Source organism: Streptomyces sp. NPDC002133 (assembly GCF_040296405.1).
In the GTDB taxonomy this organism is placed as follows: domain Bacteria; phylum Actinomycetota; class Actinomycetes; order Streptomycetales; family Streptomycetaceae; genus Streptomyces.
This window is the reverse complement of record NZ_JBEOXF010000004.1, coordinates 302,745-323,267: the sequence shown is the minus strand read 5'-3', so window position 1 is coordinate 323,267 and position 20,523 is coordinate 302,745. Positions and strand designations below refer to the sequence as shown.

Genomic DNA, 20,523 nt, shown 5'->3' with positions numbered 1-20,523 from the left:
ACCACTGCACAGTGCGCTGCGCAGCGGCCCACACGGCCCGCAGGGTCTTGTCGCGGTCAGGTTCGGGCTCAGGCGGTCGTCGGCGCGTCGGCGGTTGCCACCGCGTCCCGTGCCTCACGGGTCTCCGGCCCTGCCGTGACATCGGCCAGATCGCGGTCCCGGGTCTCCCGGGCGCAGACGATGGCGACGACCGTCACCAGCGCGGCGGCGATGACGTACAGGGCGATCGGCGTCGAGCTGCCGTAGTCGGCGAGCAGCGCGGTCGCGATCAGCGGGGCCGGCGCCCCGGCGGCCACCGACGAGAACTGCGCGCCGATCGACGCGCCGGAGTAGCGCATGCGGGTCGCGAACATCTCGGAGAAGAACGCCGCCTGCGGTGCGTACATGGCCCCGTGCAGCACCAGGCCGACGGTGACGGCCAGCAGCAGGCTGCCGAACGACTTGGAGTCGATGAGCGCGAAGAACGGGAACATCCACAGGCCCACGCCGACGGCCCCGATCAGATACACCGGGCGCCGCCCGATCCGGTCGGAGAGCGCGCCCCACGCGGGAATCACCGCGAAGTGCACGGCGGAGGCGATGAGCACCGCGTTCAGCGCGGTCTGCTTGCTGAGTCCGGCCGAGGTGGTCGCGTAGACGAGGATGAAGGCGGTGATCACGTAGTAGCTGATGTTCTCGGCCATCCGCGCACCCATCGCGATCAGCACGTCGCGCCAGTGGTGCCGCAGGACCGCCACGAGCGGCATCTTCTCGATCTGCCCCGCGGCGGCCTTCCGCTCCTCGGCCTGCGCCATCGCCGCCTTGAACACGGGCGATTCATCGACAGAGAGACGAATCCACAAGCCGACGATCACCAGCACACCTGAGAGCAGGAACGGTATGCGCCAGCCCCACGACAAGAACGCGGCGTCCGACAGCAGTGCCGTCAGGGCCGACAGCACACCGGTCGCCAGCAGCTGGCCGGCCGGCGCACCTGTCTGCGGCCACGAGGCCCAGAACCCACGCCTGCGGGCATCGCCGTGCTCCGACACCAGCAGCACGGCGCCGCCCCACTCACCGCCGAGCGCGAATCCCTGCACCAGTCGCAGCGCGGTCAGCAGCACGGGAGCGGCGGCCCCGATCGTCGCATGCGTCGGCAGCAGCCCGATCGCGAACGTCGCCCCGCCCATCAGCAGCAGGCTCAGCACCAGCAGCTTCTTGCGCCCGAGCCGGTCACCGTAGTGCCCGAACACCAGCGCGCCGAGCGGCCGCGCGGCGAACCCGACCGCGTACGTCAGAAACGCCAGCAGGGTTCCGACCAGCGGATCCGAATCCGGGAAGAACAGTTCGTTGAAGACCAGCGCTGCCGCCGATCCGTAGAGAAAGAAGTCGTACCACTCGATGGTGGTGCCGATGAGGCTCGCGGCGACGATGCGCTTGAGCGAGCCTGGGGCGGGTGGAGCGGTTGCCGAGGCGGTCATGGATACCACTTCCGAGCGGGAACGGGGACGATTTCGTGTCGCCACACCGTAGAAACACGCAGGTCAGTGGCACATGTGGTGGGACACCATACTTCAGTCGTCCGCTGTGCGTGCAGCCGCTATGTGAGACGTGTAGGGGCTGGTTCGAGCTCGGAGTGGAGAGCGGATGACATCTGCCGGAATTGGGTGGTTCAGCCTGGTTGGCCGGCGCGGTGCTGACTCCCGTGCTGATTTGGTGCTGACTACGGAGCATCGGACTTCGGCATTGGTGCGGACGAGGACACCGTGTGGGCTCAGGCGGCAGGGGGTCCGCGCCGACCGCGGCGGATTCCCCGCCGCCGGCCGCTGCCGGTGTCATGCGGACTCGGCCGAGGGATTGCCTGTCAGGCCATCACGTCTGCGCATGGGGCTCAGGCCGGCGGCGATGAAGGTGGGGAGGGAGGCGGCATCGCGCCGGTCGATGAGAGCCGTCGTCGGCTACTCCTCGCCCTCTTGAGGCGCCGGCTCATCCGGCGGACCGGCTGGGCATGTCGCGGCGAGGCATGGTGTCGATCGCGGTGGTGGCGGTCTGCCCAGACGCCGACCGTCGACGGCCGGGGCGGTGAGTGGACCGAGGCCCGCGGCTGCACAGGTGTGAACTGCCCGCCCAGGCCCGCCTCGCGGCACCGCGGGCGGCGGTGAACTCCGGCTCGGCTCACGGCTCCCCGTCAAGCCGGCGCTCTTCGACCGGACCACCGCCCTCCTGCCGCAGCACAGCGACCGGCCACTGGCAGGCTCCCTGGTGGTGCATTCCCCGGCACTCATCGACGTGTTCGTCGCACTCTTCGAGGGCATCCGGGACCAGGTACCCCCGCGGTGACCGTCCCTCATGTCCTGCGGGTGTCCGAGACGGCCACCGGCCGGGGCGGGGGCCCGGATCGGGCCTGTGCCAGCAGGCGTGCAGGACCACCACCGAGCTCAGAGCCCGCCGACTTTGGCGCTCGCCGACAGCTCGTAGACCAGGGTGACCGTGCGACGGCTGCCGGGCGGGAGGGTGACGTCCCAGCGGGCGATGCCTTCGGCGTCGACCACCTCGGGCGCCGGGGAGCATGCTTCCTTGCGCAGGCGTACCTCCACCGCCGAGACCTCCGAGACCGGGATCCGTTCCCGGAGGACGACCACCCGTTCGTCGTGCTCCCAGGGAGCGGAGAACCGGGACAGGTACAGCCGGACCCTACGGGTGACCACGGTCCGCTGAGTGATTCCGGCCGAGTCGCGGGACTCCTCGGCCTCCCTGACCACCCGGTAGTCGTCGTGGCTGCCGAAGGCGAGCTCGGCGGGGGCGCCGGGGGCGGTGAAGTCCAGCGTGCCGCGGCCACCGAATCCGCTGCCGCGGACCAGGTCCACGGGTCCGGCGAGCAGCGCATGGACGGACCGGTTGTCGAACCGCACCACCTGGGTGACCAGTGGGGACAACTCGGGTGAGCAGGCGTACTCGCAGCTCGCGGCCGTGGTGAAGGCGGAGAGCGGCACCCGGTGGGCGCGGCCGTCGCCGGGCACGGAGACCGGCGCGGGGGAGTTCAGCACCCGTACCTCGCCGTCGTCGTCCACCCCCGGCAGGCCGAGCACCGCGGCAGGGCCGAGGTCCCTGATCTCCTCCTCGCGCAGTTCGACGTCGACCGTGCGGCGCTCCGCTGCGGAGCGGTCCCTGAGTGTCAGCCGGTCATCGACCAGCCGCGGCGGGTCGGTGGCCAGTGCCGAGCGGGCCGTCGACAAGGTCAGCCGCACGTCCGACCAGTCCTCGCCGGTGCGCTGCCAGACCATCGCGTCGGTCTCCAGCGTCAGGGTGTCGCCGTCGAACAAGGCCCGGTAGGCGGGCCGCCACAGCGCACACGGGGTGAGGTGGCTCAGGCGCAGCCCGACCGGTCCGGCGACCGCGGCTTCCACGGTCAGCTCGATGTGGCCGACCAGCTCGGCGGGTTCCTCCTCTGCGAGGTCCAAGGCCCGTTGAGTCTCTTCGAGCTCGACCGCGAGGGTGGCCAGGCGGGCCTCCACGGTGCGGAGTTCCTCGCCGTAGGCGTCGCGCTCCGTATCCACCCGGTCCAGTTCGCGGGCCCAGCGCTCCGGTTCGGCCTCGCCGAACCCGGTGCCCTCCCCGATGTCCCGCAGCAGATCGGTGGCGAGCCGGCCGAGCAGGTCGAGGCGGGCCCGGATACGGTCGCGCCGCTGTCCCAGGGCGAGCCGCTCCTCTTCGAGGTCGTGGATGCGGTGGAGCAGCGCCGAGTCGTCGTCGGTGGGCGGCAGCGGCCCGCGCGGAGTCCAGGTGCGGACGATCCGCAGGTCGAGCAGGGTCGCCGGACGGCCGGGTCGATCGGCCGTCAGCTCTGCGTGCAGGGTGCGGTCGACGGCCAGCGCACTGACCGGTCCGAGACGCAGCCGCTGGATCCCGGCCTCCAGGTCGAGCACGGTGGCGCGCTCGATGTGGGCACGGTCCTCCAGGCAGGTGACGGCGGTGACGGGAAGGGGGATCGGTTCCGGGGCTGTGGACATGGCGTGCGTCAGTTCCTCCGGTTGCCGCCGACCAGGGCCTTGCCGGCCGGGATGCGGATCTCGTAGCCGCCGTCGAGGGCGCCTGTGCCACCGGCGGGCAGGTCCACCCGCCAGAGGCGGGTGCCCGGGGCATGGTGCTCGGGTCCTTCGCCGTCCACGGGTGCCGTCCAGTCGGCCCGTTCCTCGATCCGGACATCCGGTTCCGAGGTGACCGGGACGCGCTCGCGGACCTCCACGGTGACCGGCCTCCCGAGCCGGTTGGCCAGCTCCACGTGGACGCGGTGATCGAGCACGGTGGTGTTGTTGCGCAGCCCCGAGGCCGACTCGCGCAGCTCGGTACGGCGGGTGACCCGGATTGCTTCGGCCGGCCCGAGGCCCACCCGGCGGACACCGCCGGGGGCGAGGGTGGGCAGCGCGGCGGTCAGCACGAACTCGTCGTCGACGGTGACCTCCACCGGACCGGCCAGCAGAGCCCGGTCGGTGGCGTTGGAGAGCACCAGCGTCGCGTACACGGTCTCCTCCACGGACGGCACGCAGAGGTACTCGGTGCGCAGACCGACCGGGATTTCGGCGACGGTGACGGTGTGCCAGGTGCCGTCGGACGGGATGTCGGCACGGGCGGCGGCGTCGAAGCGGTGGTCGAAGGAGCCCGCCGACTGGCGGGGCCGCACGGCGTGCCCGGGCAGCGGTAGCGCGGCCACGGCCTCGGCGCGGCGGCGGTACTCGGCGGCCGGCAGGTCGTCGGGGGAGGCGGGGAACAGCCGGCCCCTGCGACTGCCCTGCTCGTCCGGGCCGCTCATGATCAGGGCGGCGTAGTCGAGCTCGGCAACGCTCGGCCGCGGCGGACCGGCGACCGGTTCCGGAGGCGCGGGACTGCCAGGAGCTGCGGGTGCCATGGGGGCGGGGGTCGCGAAGGATGCGCCGCGCGGGCGTGGCCCGCCGCCCGGTCGTGGCCTGCCGCGCGGTCGCGACCCAACCGGCTGCGCGAGGTCGGGCACCCCGCCGCCGAAGACCTCCGGGGAGGGGCCGGCCGCACCACCGGGTACCGGGAGCGCTGCAGGCGGCGCGCCGTAGGCCTGCGGCGCCGGTGGCGGGGCGGCCCCGGCAGCCGCACGCGCGGCGCCGGCCACGGGCACGGCTGCGGTGGCAGGGCGCGGGCCTGCCGCGTCGTACCCCGCGAAGAGGCCGGAGAGCCCCGCCGGGGGCTCACGCCAGCCGGAAGGCGCCGGGGCGGGCTGACGGCGTCCGATCCGGATCGAGCGGAGCCTCGGCAGGTCGGTGCGGCGCCGCAGGTCGGCGGTGGACAGGCCGATGCGTACGCCCGTCCAGTCCTCGCCGGTGCGCTGGGCGACCGAGGCGCGCAGCAGCAGACGGCCGGTGCCGTCGCCCTGACGGTGTGTGAGACGGTAGGCGGGCACCCAGACGGCGCCCGGTACCCCGTACTCGAGCTCCACCTCCGCGTCTCCGGCGCCTTGGAGGGTCAAGGCCACGGAGACCGTGGTCTCCACGTGTGCTGACGGTGCGTCGTCGGAGGCGCGTTCGAGCTTGTCCACGGCGACGTGGAGCTCGTGCTCGACCCGGCGCAGCCCCTCCTCCAGCTCGACGAGCCGGGCCTGAAGGCCCGTCAGCCGCGTGTCGACGAAGTCGGCGAGCTCCAGCCACGCGTCGACGGGGGTGCGGCGGTGCGGGTCCTCGCGCTTACGGGTCGGTGGGACCGGTCCCAACGCCCTGACCTCTTCGATCAGGCCCAGCTGCCGGTCCCGGCGCCCCTCCGCCGCCGCGTACTCGTCGCGCAGCCGTTCGACCTCGCGCCGCAACGCGTCGGGGGTGCCGGGGGCGGCCGGCCTGGCCTCGACCTCCACCCGGGCCTCGATGACCCGCACACCGGAGGTGCCCAGGACACGGGCCCGCAGCGAACCCGCATCCAGCGAGCGTGGCAGTCCCGTCACCCGCACCCGGCCGTCCGGCGGCACGCTGCCGCGGGCCAGTCGGCGGCAGACCGCGCCCTGCGCGTACACCACCACCGAATCGAGGGTCGCCCCCCACGTCTGCGCCGTCTCAGCCGTCATGCGCTCCGCCCCCGCCGCGTCCATGCTGTGCGAAGCCTACGCCAGTGGTCCGCGTGCCCGGCTCCGTCCCCATGTCCCGGATGAACTCCGTGCGATCGTCAATCGACTCCTGCCGCCGGGCGGTTCCGTCGATGCTGCTCGATCCCACCCCGGCCTCGGGCCCGGCAAAGAGGCACCCGAGGCCGCGAACCTGTCGCGCGCCTCCGGCAGACGAACGAGGCCCCTGCGCCGTCTTGCCATGTACGGCCGGCGGCCGGGGGCCTTGTCGTGTCAGGAGCCCGGCTCAGCCGGTGCGGTCACCGATGAGCGCACCGAAGCAGCGACCGTGGTATCGGTCAGGCGCCGTACGATCCGCGCCCGCCACCGCGTCCTTGTACGCGACGGTCGACAATGGCGTGGCCTCGCGCTCCAGGTGCCGCCTCGCGCACTGAAGACGGAGGGTGGCCGCATGCCCGTCGGCCGACTCGAAGCGCAGCACGGGCCGCAGGTCCCGCTTCCTGGCCGACAAGCGCGGCACGGCCCACGAGGGCCGTGCGGGCTGCGTCGAACGGGCGGTCGTCGGTGCCCAGACCCTGCGGCCGGCTTCAACACGGACACGTCCGGCACGGCCGTGCTCGGCAACGACAACGACGCCTTCTCCACGCCCGCCGTGCAGAACGCGGGTGTGCGCACGGGCCCGAGGCCGACGGCGATGAAGGTGGGCAGGGTGGCGGGCAGTTCGGAGCCACCGTGTGGGTGGTGGTGCCCGGTTCCGTGAATTTGGCCAACAGCCTTCTGGTTGGGTGGCTCAGCCCGGGTACGGGTTGTAGCAGTCCGGGGCCGGGTGGTAGAGGGCCTGCCAGGTGTTCGGGTCGATGACCCCGCTTCTGGGCAGGCCGTGGCAGCCCTGGATCCACCTGATCTTGTCGATCAGGCGGATGTCGAAGACGCCGTCGACGAGGAGCTTGGGCGGTTCGCCGCCCCACCGGTTGCTCAGGCACTGTGCCTGCCGGACCGCGTGGCCGGTGCGGCCGTACCAGAGGACGGGGCGAGCCGTCGATGGGGTGTAGGAACATCCTCCTTGGGCGGGCACGGCCGCGGCCTGGGGGACGGCGGCACCCAGGGACGCGGCGGTGAACAGGGCGGCGCCCCAGGCCATGAGCCTGCGCTGCCTCATATGACCTCCCCTTTCTGTCCGGTCGACCCCGGTCGGCTTGCGCGGCTCGGTGTCCGGGGTGCAGGGCACCGTCCATCCTCCTTGGTCGACGCGCGGCCCGCGAGTGCGGAGGTGGAGGACCTGCACATCGGGGACCATCACCTCCGGCTCCCCGGTGGTGTCCGCGCATGTGTCGTCCGCGCGTGTGCAGGTCGCCGAGGAGTTCGACCGCCACTCCACCCGGGCTGAGCTGCAGCTCCATTCGGCAGCCGACGCCGTTGATCAATGTGCGGTGGCATCTGCACCGAGCGTCGCGTCCCTTCATGGCCTCGAACGAACAACGGCAGGGATGCCACCGCCGTTCCCGGACTGCCGGGCGGGCAGGTGGTACGTGCGACCCGGTCGTCCGTGTCGGGGAGTGGAGCCATGTTGTGTGCCGGACCGTGGCCGAAGTGATGGAGCTACATCCCGCACTGCCCCTGGCCACGGCCCTGCTCGACAAGCGGGCATGGTTCAGACCGGCTGCGCCGCGCGTCCGAGGGGGAGCACACGAGGGGCACACGACGCCTGAGCCGCTGCCTCGTGCGAGGAAGCACTGATCCGTACAGAGAGGAGTCGTGCGACTTCAGGACGTCTCGGCCACGAGGCGTTCGACGGCGTCGATTCCGTCGCACATGTGGGGCTTGTGCGGCGCTGGGATGCGTGCAGGTCTTCGCGCGTGCATGGTGGAGTCGTCTGCCGCTGGGACCCGAGGTGTCCGTCGTCAACGGCGGACTGCCGGCCGAGGCCGCGCCGCAGCCGCAGCGGGGTCTGCCCGCCGTGCACGACCGTGGTCCTGCGCAACGCGGCGGCATGGAAGGTGACTGCCGGCCGGTCTCGTTCCATTCCCTGAGCTCAGGTAGGTGATCAACGTGAATGACACCGTCCGGGAAGTGATCATCATCGGCTCCGGTCCGGCCGGTTACACCGCCGCGCTCTACACAGCCCGAGCGCAACTGCGCCCGGTGGTGTTCGAGGGGGCTGTCTCCGCCGGCGGTGCGCTGATGAACACCACCGACGTGGAGAACTATCCGGGGTTCCCCGATGGGGTGTTGGGCCCGGACCTGATGCAGAAGATGAGGGACCAGGCGGGGCGTTTCGGCGCCGAGATGATCCCCGACGACGTAGTGGAAGCCCGTCTAGCGAGCAGGGTCAAGGAGGTCGTCGACAGCGCCGGCGAGACCCACCGTGCCAGGGCGGTCATCCTGGCCACCGGGTCCCACTACCGCGAGCTGGGGCTGGCGAACGAGAAGCGGCTGTCCGGCCGCGGCGTGAGCTGGTGCGCCACCTGCGACGGCTTCTTCTTCCGAGACCAGGACGTCGTGGTCGTGGGCGGCGGCGACTCCGCTATGGAGGAGGCCACCTTCCTGACGAAGTTCGCACGCTCGGTCACCGTTGTGCACCGCCGTGACAGCCTGCGCGCCTCGAAGATCATGCAGGAACGGGCGCGCCGCAACGAGAAGATCCGCTTTCTGTGGAACCGGGAGGTGGTCGACGTTCTGGGGGAGGACAAGGTCACGGGTGTCCGTGCGCGGGACGTGAACAGCGGGGAGGAGACCGACCTGCCGGTGACCGGCGTCTTCGTGGCCATCGGGCTCGATCCGCGGGTCGAACTGGTCAAGGGCCAGATCTCTTTCGACCACGCCGGTTACGTCGCTGTCGAAGGCCAGTCCACGCGCACCAACCTGGACGGCGTGTTCGCCTGCGGAGACGTCGTCGACCACGAGTACAGGCAGGCTGTCACCGCCGCCGGGACCGGCTGCGCGGCGGCTCTGGACGCCGAGAGGTACCTCGCGGCGCTCGACGACTGCACCACCTGTGAGGAAGCCCGCCTCGAGGCCACGGCCGTAGCCGAGCTCGTGCACTGACCCACCGCCGGCGGTGGCAGGCGCCCCCGATCGGTCACGGTGGGACGCGGACGAGGTCCGCGACGATGGACTCACCCTCGGCCCGCGTACCGACCCGGGGCACCGCGGGCCCCGTCTGGTGGCGGAGTGGGTTCAAAGGGTCCGACGACAGCGAAGACCTGCACGGGTCAAGCAAACGCGCCGGACGCCTGCAGGATTACCTGCAACGCTACCCAGATGGTTACACCTGTCACTTCGTGCGTCCCGAATGGCGGCTGCCCAAGCGCGCGAGGGCCTGACCCCGGGCTTTTGTGGCCTGGTATTGCAGTGCGGCTTTGGGTCGTGCTCTACGGTGCGCCGTCCTCGTGGCGAATACGCTCGGCGAATGCCGCGTCTTCGCTCACCACGCGCTGCGCCTCTTCAAGCACCTCACGAATGTGTGCTTGTGGGATCACCGCGGCGCCGGAGGAGTCGGCGTACACATAGTCGCCGGGCCGGACCACCACGCCCCCCACGACGACAGGCCGGTCGGCTTCGAAGGGCGTCACTGTGTCGCCGCCCCACCGCACGGTCTCGCCGCGACAGTAGGTGGCGAACTCGTATGTCGAGAGCGTGGCGAAGTCGCGCAGACGGCCGTCGGCCAGGACCCCGGCGAGGCCATGGACGGCAAGCCGAGAGAGTTTCGTCCCGCCGCCCAACGAAACCCCGGGGTGCCCGTTGCTCGCGAGTACAAGCACCCGTCCCTGCATGCCGTCCCGGGTTGCGTCGTAGAAGAGGCGAGAGAAGTTGTACCGGTCGGTCGGGAGTTCCTCCTCGCACGAGGGGAGGTATGAGATCGTCGCTGCCGGGCCGAAGAGCACTCGGTGCGGCGTGGGGCTCACCAGGTCGATCAGATGGCATCGGTGGCGGTGGAAACGCCCCATGGCATCGACGATGTCGGCCGTGCTCAGATGCGCCAACAGATCGTGCAGCCGGACCTCTTCGTTCACTTTCGTACCTCCCAGCCGAGCCGGGTGTCATGGGCCGTGACGCCGGAACACCGAGGACTCTCCCCGATAGGTGCTCCTACCTGTGGAGTGGTGTGCATGCTCAGCGCATCGGGGTGCGCATCCCCCGCAACGGCGTCGGGTCCAACGACCGGTTGGGCCGGCACGGATGGGCGATCAGCGGCTGCCTCGGGCCTGTCAGGAACGGCGCTACGCACACCACCTCCGCCCCTGCTGCCGTTGACCGATCAGCGAAACGCATCTCGGGGATCCGGCCCGGACGGATCAGGTCTCAGCGCTCGTGGTCGTCCGGGTCGGCAACGATATGGACGGCTGCCTCCTCGGCCGAGGCAGCGCCGCCGTCAATGCCCACGTCACGCGCCCAATAGTCGTAACCGTCGTAGTCCTTGTGCACGACGTCCGTGTCCCAGGCCACCAGACGGCCGGCACGCGCACCGCCCACCTGGTCGTCGATCAGTTCGCCGTCGGTGTCCGAGGCATCTCCGAGCCCGTCTCCCTCGTCGGCGACCTCCTCCTGCACTTCTCGGGCAAGCCGATGGCCCAGGTCCTCGTGTGACGACGCTTCACGAGCCGTGATGCCCCACTCCCCGATCGCGAGCGGCCTTTCCGGCGGTGAGTACCCCTCGTCCAGGAACTCGCCGACCTCTTCGTTGTCCAGACCTTCCTGTGATCTGAGCAACCCCGCCGCTTCGGCGCTGTCCGACTCGCTCTTCGATGCCATCGCTGCGTCCTTTGAATCGGTCGGATGTGGTGGCGACCGCCGTTGGCGACATGGAGCCACCATTCCCTGCCACTCCGAGTCCAGTACGGGGCTGTAAACTCGATGTCCATCGGCTGTCTCTTGCTGCTCCTCGCCGATGAAGCCATCGCGCTCGCCCGTAACAGTGGTTCGGGCTGGATTCCGATGATGGTCTCTTCGCCGGTGCTGTTGCAGTCCCAGCCTGGACTGCCCCGATGATCTGGGACGTGCGGATCTTCAGATGCTCGACCAGGAGCGAGTCAAGACCCGCCGCGGTGGCGGTCTCTTCCACCGCCGGGACAAGGCGAGAAGAGCCTTGTCATTGATCGGGTTCTGCTTTTCCATGCTAACGCGTTGCTTCTCGGTCGGGGTTTCCGCCTGGGATCAGGACGGTCCGACCAATCGTGAGGCGATCGTGGTCGAAAAGGCCCTGCCGTGCGGTCCGCCCGGAGATCGGCCGTACGGCGGCCATGGTGTGATCGAGGCCGGCACTTACGGGCTCGTCCTCGGCAACGAGGTCTCCCCTGCGGCGTGCCCGGCCCACTGCGACCCGGCCGCAGTCCGGCCGGTGAACCAGGACCGATCTCTCGGCATCGCAGACCTGCGCCCCCGCTCGTCGCAGGTCTGTCCCCACGCACGAGCAGGTCAGTCAACGCCGACGTGGATCATCCGACGTAGATCATTTACGGGACGGTCCTTCAGGTGTGCGGCACGACGGCCACAGGGCAGGAGGCGTGGTGGAGCACGGCGTGGGTGACCGATCCGACATGGGAGCCCTTGGCCGCCCTGCGTCGGCCGACGATCACGAGACGCGCGTCCGACGCCGCCTCGACGAGGTGCTCGGCCGCCCGCCCGGGATTGGACACCTCGGACACCTTGACCGCCGGGAACTTGTCCCTGAAGGGACGCACCGCGCCCGAGAGCGCCGACGCCATCTCCGCCTCCGTACCCGTGTCGTCGGCTGCTCTGTGGCGCTGGAAGAACGGAAGGTGCCATGTGTGCACGATCTGCAACGGGACGCCGTGCCGCCCGGCGAAGTCGAACGCGAACTCGATGAGTTCGTCCTTCACCTCGCTCACGTCGAGACCGAGGACCACCTTCTGGCGATTCCCGGCGCCGGAGGCGCCGGACCCGGCATCCCCGTACCCCGGGCGCACCAGCACCACCGGGCTTTTCGCCTCCGCGACGACCTCCTGCCCCACCGAGCCGATGATGAAGCCGCCGACGCTGCCGAGCCCGTGCGACCCCATGACCAGCAGCTCCGCCTCCGAGGCTGCGGCCAGCAGCACATTGGTGGGGGCGTCCTCGATCTCCTTCGCGGTCACGGCGAGGTCCGGCCGTCGGGCCCGGACGCGCTTCTCGGCCGCAGTGAGCACGCTTTCCGCCTCGTCGGCACGGTCCTCGTGCGACACCTTCACGCCCTGCAACTGGTGCTCCGCCCACCGCGTGGCGTTCACCAGCCGCAGGCCGTTACCGCGCAGGGCCGCTTCGTCAGCGGCCCAGTCCACTGCCGCCAGACTTTCTTCGGAGCCGTCCACTCCCACGGCGATGGGTCGGGACATGCTGCTCTCCTTGCCTCGGGCTGTTGCGAAGGGACCGTCACGAGGGCCGCCATCGGCATTCCACGCGCGAGGGCGCCTGATCAGGAAACTACCGAGTCACCGTAAATAGTGCGATTTAGGGCGTCACGGATAGTGAGGGCTGCCCATGTGCACCGGCCCCCAGGCGCCCGTCCGGACACCCCCGGGCGTGGCAGGCCCGTCCGCCAGGGAGCACCCCCTTCAGCGCGGGCTCCCGCGGCGGCCAGGGCGGCGCTGCGTTACATCCCCGGGCGTGGCAGGCCCGTCCGCCAGGGAGCACCCCCTTCAGCGCGGGCTCCCGCGGCGGCCAGGGCGGCGCTGCGTTCGACGACGGTGACGACTGCACCATCCGGCGCAGGCGACGAATGGTCAGGGCAGATGCCTCCGTGCCCGGGGCGGGGCGTGTTCCGCCGCGGGCACGGAGGCATCTGCCTCGTGCCCGGGGCGGGGCGTGTTCCGCCGCGGCGGGCGGTGTCGGCCCGATCCATCGCAGTCGAGGGCGCAGCCGCGGATGCGATCCCTGCAGGCGTTGGTCGGGGCGGCCCGCGGGTTGCCCGAGCGGTCGCGCGGCCCGGAGTCCTCGCTGCCCTTCGGGCGGCGCCGACGCTCTCGCCATGCCGCCGAGCAGCCACGGGGATGTCGCCGCCAGGCTCTACGGCCGCCTCCTCCGTATCAGGTCATCGGCCCGACCGTGCCATGCGCAACGCAGCCGTCGTGACCCTGCGGGACCGATCGCGCAGGCCGCAGGAATCCCCTCCTTGTCCGTTTGCGGTCGGAGATATGCGTCCGCCGACCGTCTGCCACTCGATCGAGCGATACAGCCTTTCATGGATTCATGGATCCCTGTACCGTTCGAATCGTCACCGTGAGTGACGACCCGTCATGTGGAGGCGCGAGGGAAGGGTTTGCCCATGAGCCGGCGCAACATCGCTGAGAATGGTCACGATCAACCGCACGGCGGCCACGGGCACCACCACGGCGTAATCGCAGGAGCCGATCGCCGGTATCTGTCGGGTGCGCTGGCGCTGATCGTCGGATTCATGGCCATCGAGGTCGTCATCGGCTTCATCGCGCAGTCGCTGGCCCTGATCTCCGACGCGGGGCACATGCTGACCGATGCCGCGGCCATCGTGTTCGCGCTGGTCGCGATGCGCATCGCGGCACGGCCCGCCCGTGGCGGATTCACCTACGGGCACAGGCGGGCAGAGATCATCTCCGCCCAGGTCAACGGGATCACGCTGCTGCTGCTGAGCGCGTACTTCGTCTATGAAGGCATCCGTCGGCTCAACGACCCCCCGCAGGTCGAGGGCCTGTACATCGTGATGACGGGAGCGGCGGGCATCGCCGTGAACGTCGCCGCCACCTGGCTGCTGAGCAAGGCCAACCGCACCAGCCTCAACGTCGAGGGCGCCTTCCAGCACCTGCTCAACGACCTCTATGCGTTCATCGGCACCACGGTCGCCGGTCTCGTCGTCTGGCTGACCGGATGGGCGCAAGCGGACGCCGTCGCCGCGCTCGTGGTCGCCGCGCTGATGCTCAAGGCGGGCTGGGGGCTGGTTCGCGACTCAGGACGCGTCTTCATGGAGGCCGCCCCGGTCGGCGTCGATCCCGACGAGGTCGGCGCGAAGACCGCGGCGCTCGAATCTGTGTGGGAAGTGCATGACCTGCACGTCTGGGAGCTCACCTCGGGCTACACGGCGCTGTCCGCACACATCCTCGTCACCCCGACGGCGGACTGCCACACCGTGCGCCGGGCCGCCGAGCGGATGCTGCACGACCAGTACGGCATCGAGCACCTCACCCTCCAGGTGGACCACGCGTCCGAGCGCGTCGGGGCCGACGTCGCACACTGCGCCGACTCCCACGGCCGGGCCCACGTAGGCAGTGCACGAGTGTTCTAGGGCAACAGTCGGCAGCTCCCTCATTCATCGGACGAAACGAAATCCAGACGACCCCTCATATGAATTGCCGTCCCTCGGGTCTTGGTCGACAAGTCACCTTCTGACGGTTTCCCGGCATGCGTCGCGGGCATTGTCGAAAGCGATGCACGAATAGTCCAGAGGGTCCGGTTCGCCCTCCCCGAGCCCGCCGCAGAAGCGGCATCACGATTCAACTACCGCAACAGAGCACTACGTTCCGCGCGTGCCTCGGACAATGGGCACGGGAGGGTGCACAGATGTCTGTGACGGATTTCTTCCAACTCCTGCTGGGCATTCCCGGATTCCGGGTATGGCTCGCCGTGTCGCTCATGGCGGCCGCCACGGCCACGGGAGCGGTCCTGGCGAAGAGAAGCTCCCGGCAGGCGGCCCTGATCCTGGTGATCGCCTCGGGCATGATGCTCACCACAGCCGTGGTGGACCTGCTTCCGGAAGCATGGCACGAGGGCGCCGCGGTGGGGATGCCCGTCTGGCTCTCCCTCGCGACGGCCGTGACCGCCTACCTCGTGATGGCATTCTTCACCCGCAACGGCTGCGGCTGTGAGATGGAAGCGGCTGCCCAGGCGGCAGGCGCCCACGCCCCCGGCCGCCATCGCAGGCTCAAGGAGAGCGCCGGTGCGCTGTCGGTGGGTCTGGGGGCGGCAGCCGCCCTGTCCACCCACCGCGTCGTCGAGGGGACCGCGCTGGCCCTGGCCTTCTCCATCCCGGTGATCCTGACGCTCATGGTGGCATCCGCCGGCGACGGACTGGCACTTGCGGCCATGCTGCGGGAGACGAAGCAGCGCCTCGCTCCCTGGCTGCTGGTGGCCTGCGCGAGCCCGGCCGTCGGCGTCCTGATCACCACCGTCCGTCCGCTCCCCGCAGCGGTCCTGCCATTCGCCCTGGCCCTGGTCGCCGGCGTCATCCTGCGCATCGCGGTCGTCGGTCTGAAGCTCGCTGCCCGGAAACGAAGCAAGGGCCAGCTCTCCCGCTGGCACATCACCGCCGCGGCTGCCACCACCTTTGCGATGGGGGCCTTTCTCCTGGCCGCGCACTGACGCCCGGACGAGATCTCACAGAACAGAAAGGCACAGTCGTGGGTGACGCATGCTGCAGCAATGAAGCCCTCAGAACGGAAATCGACCGAGCCGACGCCCCTTGTCGCCATCCGGAAGTCCTGGGCCAGGAAAGGCCCCTGGTGACCCCCGATGACGTCCATCACAAGTGGTTCACCACCGCGCGACTGCGTGAGGGATACGACCTGGGTGAAGTCGACAGCTTCCTGTTCGACGTCGAATTCACGCTCGACCGTCTCTACCGGGACAACGCGGTGCTGCAGCAGCAGCTCGCCGCAGCCTCCTCGGCGCAGCAACTGGCCGCCTCCGACAGTCAGGGCGCGTCGCGCATCATCGCCCTGGCGGATCAGACCGTCGGCCAGGCGATCGCCGCCGCCTGCGCCGAGGCCGGTCGCATCATCGGCGAAGCCCAGGCACGCGCCGACGTGATCGAGCGCGAAGCCACTGCGCGCGCTCAGCAGGGCACCTACGAAGCCGCCGAAATGGCAGCGGACTTGGACAGGAAGATCCGGGAGAAACGCTCCGAGCTGGAGACGATGACCAGCTCCCGGCTCACCCTGGAACGTCAACTCGCGGGGCTGCGCGGCCTGATCGAGGAGTACCGCAGCCGCATGACGGTCCAACTCGACGACCAGCTCGAGGAGGTCGAGCGCCGGGCCGACGAGTACCTCGGTGTCACGGTGCCCTCGCAGCCGACCGGACTCGTCCACCATCAGGCTCCACCGGTGTGGCCCCGGCAACCACAGGTCCCCCAGCAGGGCTCGAACCATTCGGACGCCGCAGCCGACAACAGCTGGAAGACCGGGTGACAACCCGGTGCGCAACCCCCGAGGGCCGCCGTGCCGCCTCCTGACGGCGTGGCAGACCACGGCCGACACGAGGGGTGCCGAACCGAGAGGGGGACGCCACCACCACGGGAGTGCGACGGCGGCCCGGGAGTGTCGACGCACGGGCGCGGGCGCGGGGCGCGAGGCCTTGGCGACCAGCAGCACAACAGCCCTACGGGCGGCGTTGTCGCGGGCGCCCGTTCCGGCGGTGACACCGACACCTGCTGTGCACGACCGGAGCGCACGTGGCGCGGTGCGTACTCCGCCGGGGGAGTACGCACCGTACGGCGGACGACGGTTGCCGAGGACGGAGAGCTATCGGTCCGCCCCGACGTCCTGGTGGTCCGCATCGATGGCGACCACGGCGGCCCTCAGGTCGTCCAGTGCGTGCGCGAGGCGATCATCGGCCAGCTCGTACCGCGTCCATCGGCCCTCGGGGACGGCCACCACCAGGCCGCAGTCGCGAAGACAGGTCAGGTGGTTCGACAGGCGCGTGCGGCTGATGCCCAGCTGATCGGCCAGCTCCGACGGGTGGGCGGGGGCCTCGCGCAGCGCGAGCAGCAGTCGGCAGCGGATGGGGTCGGCGAGAGCACGACCGAAGCGGGCCAGCACCTCGGCCGACGATGCGAGCGACAACATGGCAGGCATGTTACAGAGAAGCGTGAATTCAAGTACCCCTGTATTCAAGGGGCGAAGGCCGATGCGCTCGCAGCCGGACTTCACCGCGCTCGGGCTGCCGCGCCCGGATGAGGGCCGCCGCCCGATGCCGGCCGTGCCGCGCCACCTTCATGCCTGATGCTGGGGCAGCTTGCCGGGCGTCTCGGCGCGAGCTGGGCCCCTGCGGTCCGCTCGGGGAGTCGTGTGGGGGATTCCTTGGGGCTGATCGGGCGAAGCGGGGTGTGGGGCGACGGCCACGAGCTGCTCCGGGGAGAGGCTAGGCGCATGAGTTCTGGATCCGTGAATCCCGGCGGTCGTCGCCGTGGCCGTGTCATTGGTGCGCTGTGTGCTGTTGCCGCTTCGGCGGTCGTGGTGTGTGGATGCGGGAACAGTGGGGACGGTGAATCCTCCGCCGCGGCGCCGACTGCTCTGGGTCAGTCGGTGGGCGAGCAGACGACCGGGGGCCTCACCGAGGATCAGACGGAGCGGAAGGATCTGATCGCCGCCGTGAAGATCGGATGGGACGAGGCAGCGAACACCGCGCTGGCGACGGTGCAAGGCGCCAAGTTGGTCGACATCGAGTTGAAGCGCTCCACGGGCGGAGGCCCGGAATGGGACAGCAAGATCGCCGCGGCGGACGGAACGGCCCATGAGGTCGAGGTCGACGCCGTTTCCGGAAAGGTGACCCGGTCCCGGGTCGAGTCTGATCAGGACGCCGAGGACAAGCGGGAACTGGCCGGCCGGCTCAGCAGCGCCAAGATCACCGCACAGCAGGCTGTCACGACCGCCACGGACCGGAAGAAGGGCACCGTGAGCGCCGTCGGACTCGAGGACTCGGACGGCGGTGCCACGATCTGGTCCGTCGACGTGGTGACGGCGAACGACTGGTACAAGACCGCGTTCGACATCGACGCCGCCAACGGCGACGTCCTGCGCGAGGAGGTCGACCGGGACTGAGCCGGCGCGTCGCCGCGGCGGGAAGGGGATGCGCTCCCCGCCCGCCGTTGGGCGGGACAGGGCGAGCGCCCCACCCGGCGCCTTTGAGGACGCGCCGGACAACGCACGCCAAGTCGCCGGTTTCGTCCTCAGCCAAGGCCCCCCAGCGCCCGCGCGGCTCGGTCGGCCGCGCGGTGGGCGACCTTCGCCGCACGCCCGGCCTCGCTCGCCGCCGACCCGGCTTCGGCCGCCGCCGTACGCGCGTCCTGCTCCTCCTGGCGCGCATTGCGCAGCTGCCGCTCCAGCTCGGCGACACGTTCGGCTGCCCCGTCGGCGCGGGCATCCGCGGTCCGCTGCGCCTCTTCTGCCGCGCGGAGCGCCTCGTCCCGGTGGCGGGCCTCGGCTTCGGCTTCCCCGGCCACGGCACGGGCATGCTCCAGCTTGTCACGACGCTCGGCCTCCCGTTTCTGGGCGGTGGTCCGGGCAGAAGCGGCAGGGGTTCCCTTCGCCTGCGGCGCCGGACGGGAGGGCAGGAGCTCGGGAACGAGCGCGCCGAAGTCGGTGGCGGCTTCGGGCGCCTTGACGAGCGAGCCCGCCGACCAGCGCGCCGCAAAGTCGGCACTCGCGAGTACGGCGTGGAAGATCCGTTCGACCTCGTGACGGACGGTCTCGCTCACCGACTGCCCGGCCTGCTCGGCAAGCGCGGCCGCCTCCCGGGCGAGCGCACCGATGACCTTGTGCTGCTGACCGCTCGCTTCCCGGAACTTCTGCGGATCGAGGGTGCGGTGCGCCTCCCTGAGCGTCTCCCCGAGAGCCAGCAGCTGCTCGCATTGCTTCGGTCTCCTGCGGACGAAGAGGTTCGACGTCCAGGCCGCAGACGTCGGGCGGCGCAGGCCGGCGATCCGCTTCGCCGCGGCCGTTTCCTTGGCCCGCCGGGCCTCGGCGACACGGGCGTCACGGGCCGCGGTGAACTCCTCCGGCAGCACCCCGTACAGCTCCTCGATGACCTGCTCGACATCCACGCTCCCTACTGTGCTGGGCAGCACCAACGGGACCCTGGTGGCAGGACCGCGAGTTCCGCGGGTTGCGCACGCGACGTCACCCGGGCGGGCGCTGGGCAGAGGGCACCGCGGGGTGGGGTTCGGGGGAGTGGGAGGACGTGTGCCGGGCCGCGTTTTCGCTCCACTCCGTCTACGCCCCCCGAGCCTGCTTCCTCACGCGACGTGAGGTGCAGGCGGGGACGCCGGCGAGAGCGAGGTCGCACGAGGGAGGTGGCGTCAGCGACGCGAGCGTTCGCGGTCAGCCAGCGCGGTCAGCCAGTTCTCTTTCCAGCCACGTCAGGACGTCGGGCGTGACGGGGTCGGTGATGTCGACGAACTCCTCGTGCTTCTTCAGGTACTTGGCCACGTAGGGGCAGGCGGGCACGATCCGCATCCCCGAGTCGCGCACGTCGGTGAGCGCGTGGTGGACCAGCTGCGAGGCGAGGCCCTGTCCGGCGAAGGCGTCGTCGACAGCGGTGTGGTAGAAGACACGCTGCACACCGCGGTCGCGGTAGGCGGACAGGCCTGCGCGCTTGCCGTCGACCAGGATTTCGTAACGGTGCCGGGCGTCGTTCCGCTCGACGACCGGGGCGGGGGTGGGCTGGCTCATCAGGTGCCTTTCAGGTCAGGGCGGTGTCAGCGACGGGACGGATTCCTGCGCGGTGTGATGGTGGCGTTGGGCAGCGCGGGCGCGGGAAGGCGATCACCCGCGTATCCCTGGACGGTGCCGAAACGGTCGGAGGAGTTCTGCCATTCCTCCCGGGCCCGGACGATGTCTTCGTGGCTGCGACCGATGAAGTTCCACCACATGACGATCTCTTCCTCGAACGGGGTTCCGCCGAGCAGAACGGTCCGTGCCGGGTCGTCCGACTCGTTCGTCAACGTCAGAGCGTCGACCCCGGCGTGGACGAAGCCCAACTCCGCCGGGGCCAGAAGGGCGCCGGCCATGCGGACGTTGCCGTGGTCGACGAGGAGGCCGTGCTCGAAGGCCGGGTCCAGAGCGAGCCTGATCGTCGCGCGTGGCTCGACGACGATCTCGGCGCCGAGCAGGGGCGTGAACGTCCGCACCGGGGACTCGTCCCCGGCGAGGGAGCCGAGGAAGACCCTGACCTCGGCCCCGTCGATGCGTACGGGCTCAGGTACGTAGTGCTGGAAGTCGCGATCCGCATGCCGGTGTCCCTCGGGCAGCGCCACCCACAGCTGGACGCCGTGCAGGACCGTCGTCCGCGGGGTCGAGACCTCCGAATGGCTGATGCCGTGCCCACCCGTCATGAGGTTCAGCTCGCCCGGCCGTACGAAGGCGTGGCTGCCCATGCTGTCGCGGTGCTCGATCTCCCCGCTGAACAGCCAGCTCACGGTCTGCAGTCCGGTGTGCGGATGGGGGGCGACATCCATGCCGCCCGTCGCCGCGATGTCGTCGGGGCCGTAGTGATCGGCGAAGCACCAGGCTCCGATCAGTGACCGGGCACGCTGCGGCAGCGTGCGCCGCACCGTCATCGCCCGCGGGCCACCCAGAGGCACGTCACGCGGAGTGAGCACGTCGACCTGCGCCGCTTCTGTCCCGTGCCCGCCGTCCGCAGGCGCTCCGCAGCGCAGCTCGATGGATTCCGCTTCGACGTTGCTCACCGAGAACCGCCCTCCGCCACCAAGATGGTTTGATTTTCAA

At 70.5% G+C, this 20,523-nt stretch carries 17 protein-coding genes and 1 pseudogene; 6 read left to right on the top strand and 12 right to left on the bottom strand.

Annotated elements, in window-relative coordinates; genetic code table 11:
• Positions 1-68: 68 nt before the first annotated feature.
• The 5 genes from ABT078_RS07905 to ABT078_RS07885 all read right to left on the bottom strand — a co-directional run bounded on the left by ABT078_RS07905 (position 69) and on the right by ABT078_RS07885 (position 7,214).
• Positions 69-1,460 carry an MFS transporter gene (locus ABT078_RS07905; RefSeq protein ID WP_351224974.1) on the bottom strand — a complete coding sequence of 464 codons (1,392 nt, stop codon included), beginning with the start codon at positions 1,458-1,460 and terminating at the stop codon, positions 69-71.
• A 957-nt stretch (positions 1,461-2,417) separates the two neighbouring features.
• Complete coding sequence (locus ABT078_RS07900) at positions 2,418-3,989, bottom strand: DUF4139 domain-containing protein (protein ID WP_351224972.1); 1,572 nt, start codon at positions 3,987-3,989, stop codon at positions 2,418-2,420.
• 8 nt (positions 3,990-3,997) lie between these two features.
• Positions 3,998-6,058: a DUF4139 domain-containing protein gene (locus ABT078_RS07895; RefSeq protein ID WP_351224970.1), complete on the bottom strand. Its 2,061-nt coding sequence runs from the start codon at positions 6,056-6,058 to the stop codon at positions 3,998-4,000.
• Positions 6,059-6,341: 283 nt separating this feature from the next.
• Entirely contained in the window at positions 6,342-6,566 is a 225-nt protein-coding gene (locus ABT078_RS07890; RefSeq protein WP_351224968.1) for a hypothetical protein, read from the bottom strand.
• A gap of 279 nt (positions 6,567-6,845) precedes the next feature.
• Positions 6,846-7,214 carry a peptidoglycan-binding domain-containing protein gene (locus ABT078_RS07885; protein ID WP_351224966.1) on the bottom strand — a complete coding sequence of 123 codons (369 nt, stop codon included), beginning with the start codon at positions 7,212-7,214 and terminating at the stop codon, positions 6,846-6,848.
• Positions 7,215-8,104: 890 nt separating this feature from the next.
• Between ABT078_RS07885 and trxB the strand changes: the two genes are divergently transcribed.
• Entirely contained in the window at positions 8,105-9,100 is a 996-nt protein-coding gene (gene trxB, locus ABT078_RS07880) for a thioredoxin-disulfide reductase (protein WP_351224964.1), read from the top strand.
• A 191-nt stretch (positions 9,101-9,291) separates the two neighbouring features.
• Positions 9,292-9,378, top strand: a pseudogene (locus ABT078_RS07875) (peptide-methionine (S)-S-oxide reductase MsrA); the annotation flags it as partial.
• Between the two features lie 48 nt (positions 9,379-9,426).
• Here ABT078_RS07875 and ABT078_RS07870 read toward each other — a convergent pair.
• The 3 genes from ABT078_RS07870 to ABT078_RS07860 form a co-directional block, all read right to left on the bottom strand.
• On the bottom strand, positions 9,427-10,068 hold the full coding sequence (locus ABT078_RS07870) for an RraA family protein (RefSeq protein WP_351224962.1): 642 nt from the start codon (positions 10,066-10,068) through the stop codon (positions 9,427-9,429).
• A 289-nt stretch (positions 10,069-10,357) separates the two neighbouring features.
• The gene (locus ABT078_RS07865; RefSeq protein WP_351224960.1) at positions 10,358-10,807 is read right to left on the bottom strand and encodes a DUF5709 domain-containing protein; all 450 of its coding nucleotides are present in this window, start codon (positions 10,805-10,807) and stop codon (positions 10,358-10,360) included.
• Positions 10,808-11,523: 716 nt separating this feature from the next.
• Positions 11,524-12,387, bottom strand: coding sequence for a universal stress protein (locus tag ABT078_RS07860; RefSeq protein WP_351224958.1), 864 nt, complete (start codon positions 12,385-12,387; stop codon positions 11,524-11,526).
• Between the two features lie 929 nt (positions 12,388-13,316).
• Here ABT078_RS07860 and ABT078_RS07855 point away from each other — a divergent pair.
• From ABT078_RS07855 to ABT078_RS07845, 3 genes are all read left to right on the top strand, one after another.
• Positions 13,317-14,306, top strand: a complete 990-nt coding sequence (locus ABT078_RS07855) for a cation diffusion facilitator family transporter (RefSeq protein WP_351224956.1) — start codon at positions 13,317-13,319, stop codon at positions 14,304-14,306.
• A gap of 275 nt (positions 14,307-14,581) precedes the next feature.
• Positions 14,582-15,379 carry a ZIP family metal transporter gene (locus ABT078_RS07850; protein ID WP_351224955.1) on the top strand — a complete coding sequence of 266 codons (798 nt, stop codon included), beginning with the start codon at positions 14,582-14,584 and terminating at the stop codon, positions 15,377-15,379.
• Between the two features lie 140 nt (positions 15,380-15,519).
• A complete protein-coding gene (locus tag ABT078_RS07845) occupies positions 15,520-16,206 on the top strand; it encodes a DivIVA domain-containing protein (protein ID WP_351224953.1) in 687 nt (228 codons plus the stop codon).
• Between the two features lie 333 nt (positions 16,207-16,539).
• Here ABT078_RS07845 and ABT078_RS07840 read toward each other — a convergent pair whose 3' ends face one another.
• The gene (locus tag ABT078_RS07840; RefSeq protein ID WP_351224951.1) at positions 16,540-16,863 is read right to left on the bottom strand and encodes an ArsR/SmtB family transcription factor; all 324 of its coding nucleotides are present in this window, start codon (positions 16,861-16,863) and stop codon (positions 16,540-16,542) included.
• A 459-nt stretch (positions 16,864-17,322) separates the two neighbouring features.
• On the opposite strand from ABT078_RS07840, the gene ABT078_RS07835 reads away from it, so the two are divergent.
• Complete coding sequence (locus ABT078_RS07835) at positions 17,323-17,838, top strand: PepSY domain-containing protein (RefSeq protein WP_351224949.1); 516 nt, start codon at positions 17,323-17,325, stop codon at positions 17,836-17,838.
• Positions 17,839-17,966: 128 nt separating this feature from the next.
• Here ABT078_RS07835 and ABT078_RS07830 read toward each other — a convergent pair whose 3' ends face one another.
• From ABT078_RS07830 to ABT078_RS07820, 3 genes are all read right to left on the bottom strand, one after another.
• Positions 17,967-18,839, bottom strand: a complete 873-nt coding sequence (locus ABT078_RS07830) for a hypothetical protein (protein ID WP_351224947.1) — start codon at positions 18,837-18,839, stop codon at positions 17,967-17,969.
• Positions 18,840-19,116: 277 nt separating this feature from the next.
• Complete coding sequence (locus ABT078_RS07825; protein ID WP_351224945.1) at positions 19,117-19,467, bottom strand: GNAT family N-acetyltransferase; 351 nt, start codon at positions 19,465-19,467, stop codon at positions 19,117-19,119.
• A gap of 26 nt (positions 19,468-19,493) precedes the next feature.
• Complete coding sequence (locus ABT078_RS07820) at positions 19,494-20,483, bottom strand: pirin family protein (protein ID WP_502981172.1); 990 nt, start codon at positions 20,481-20,483, stop codon at positions 19,494-19,496.
• Positions 20,484-20,523 lie beyond the last annotated feature (40 nt).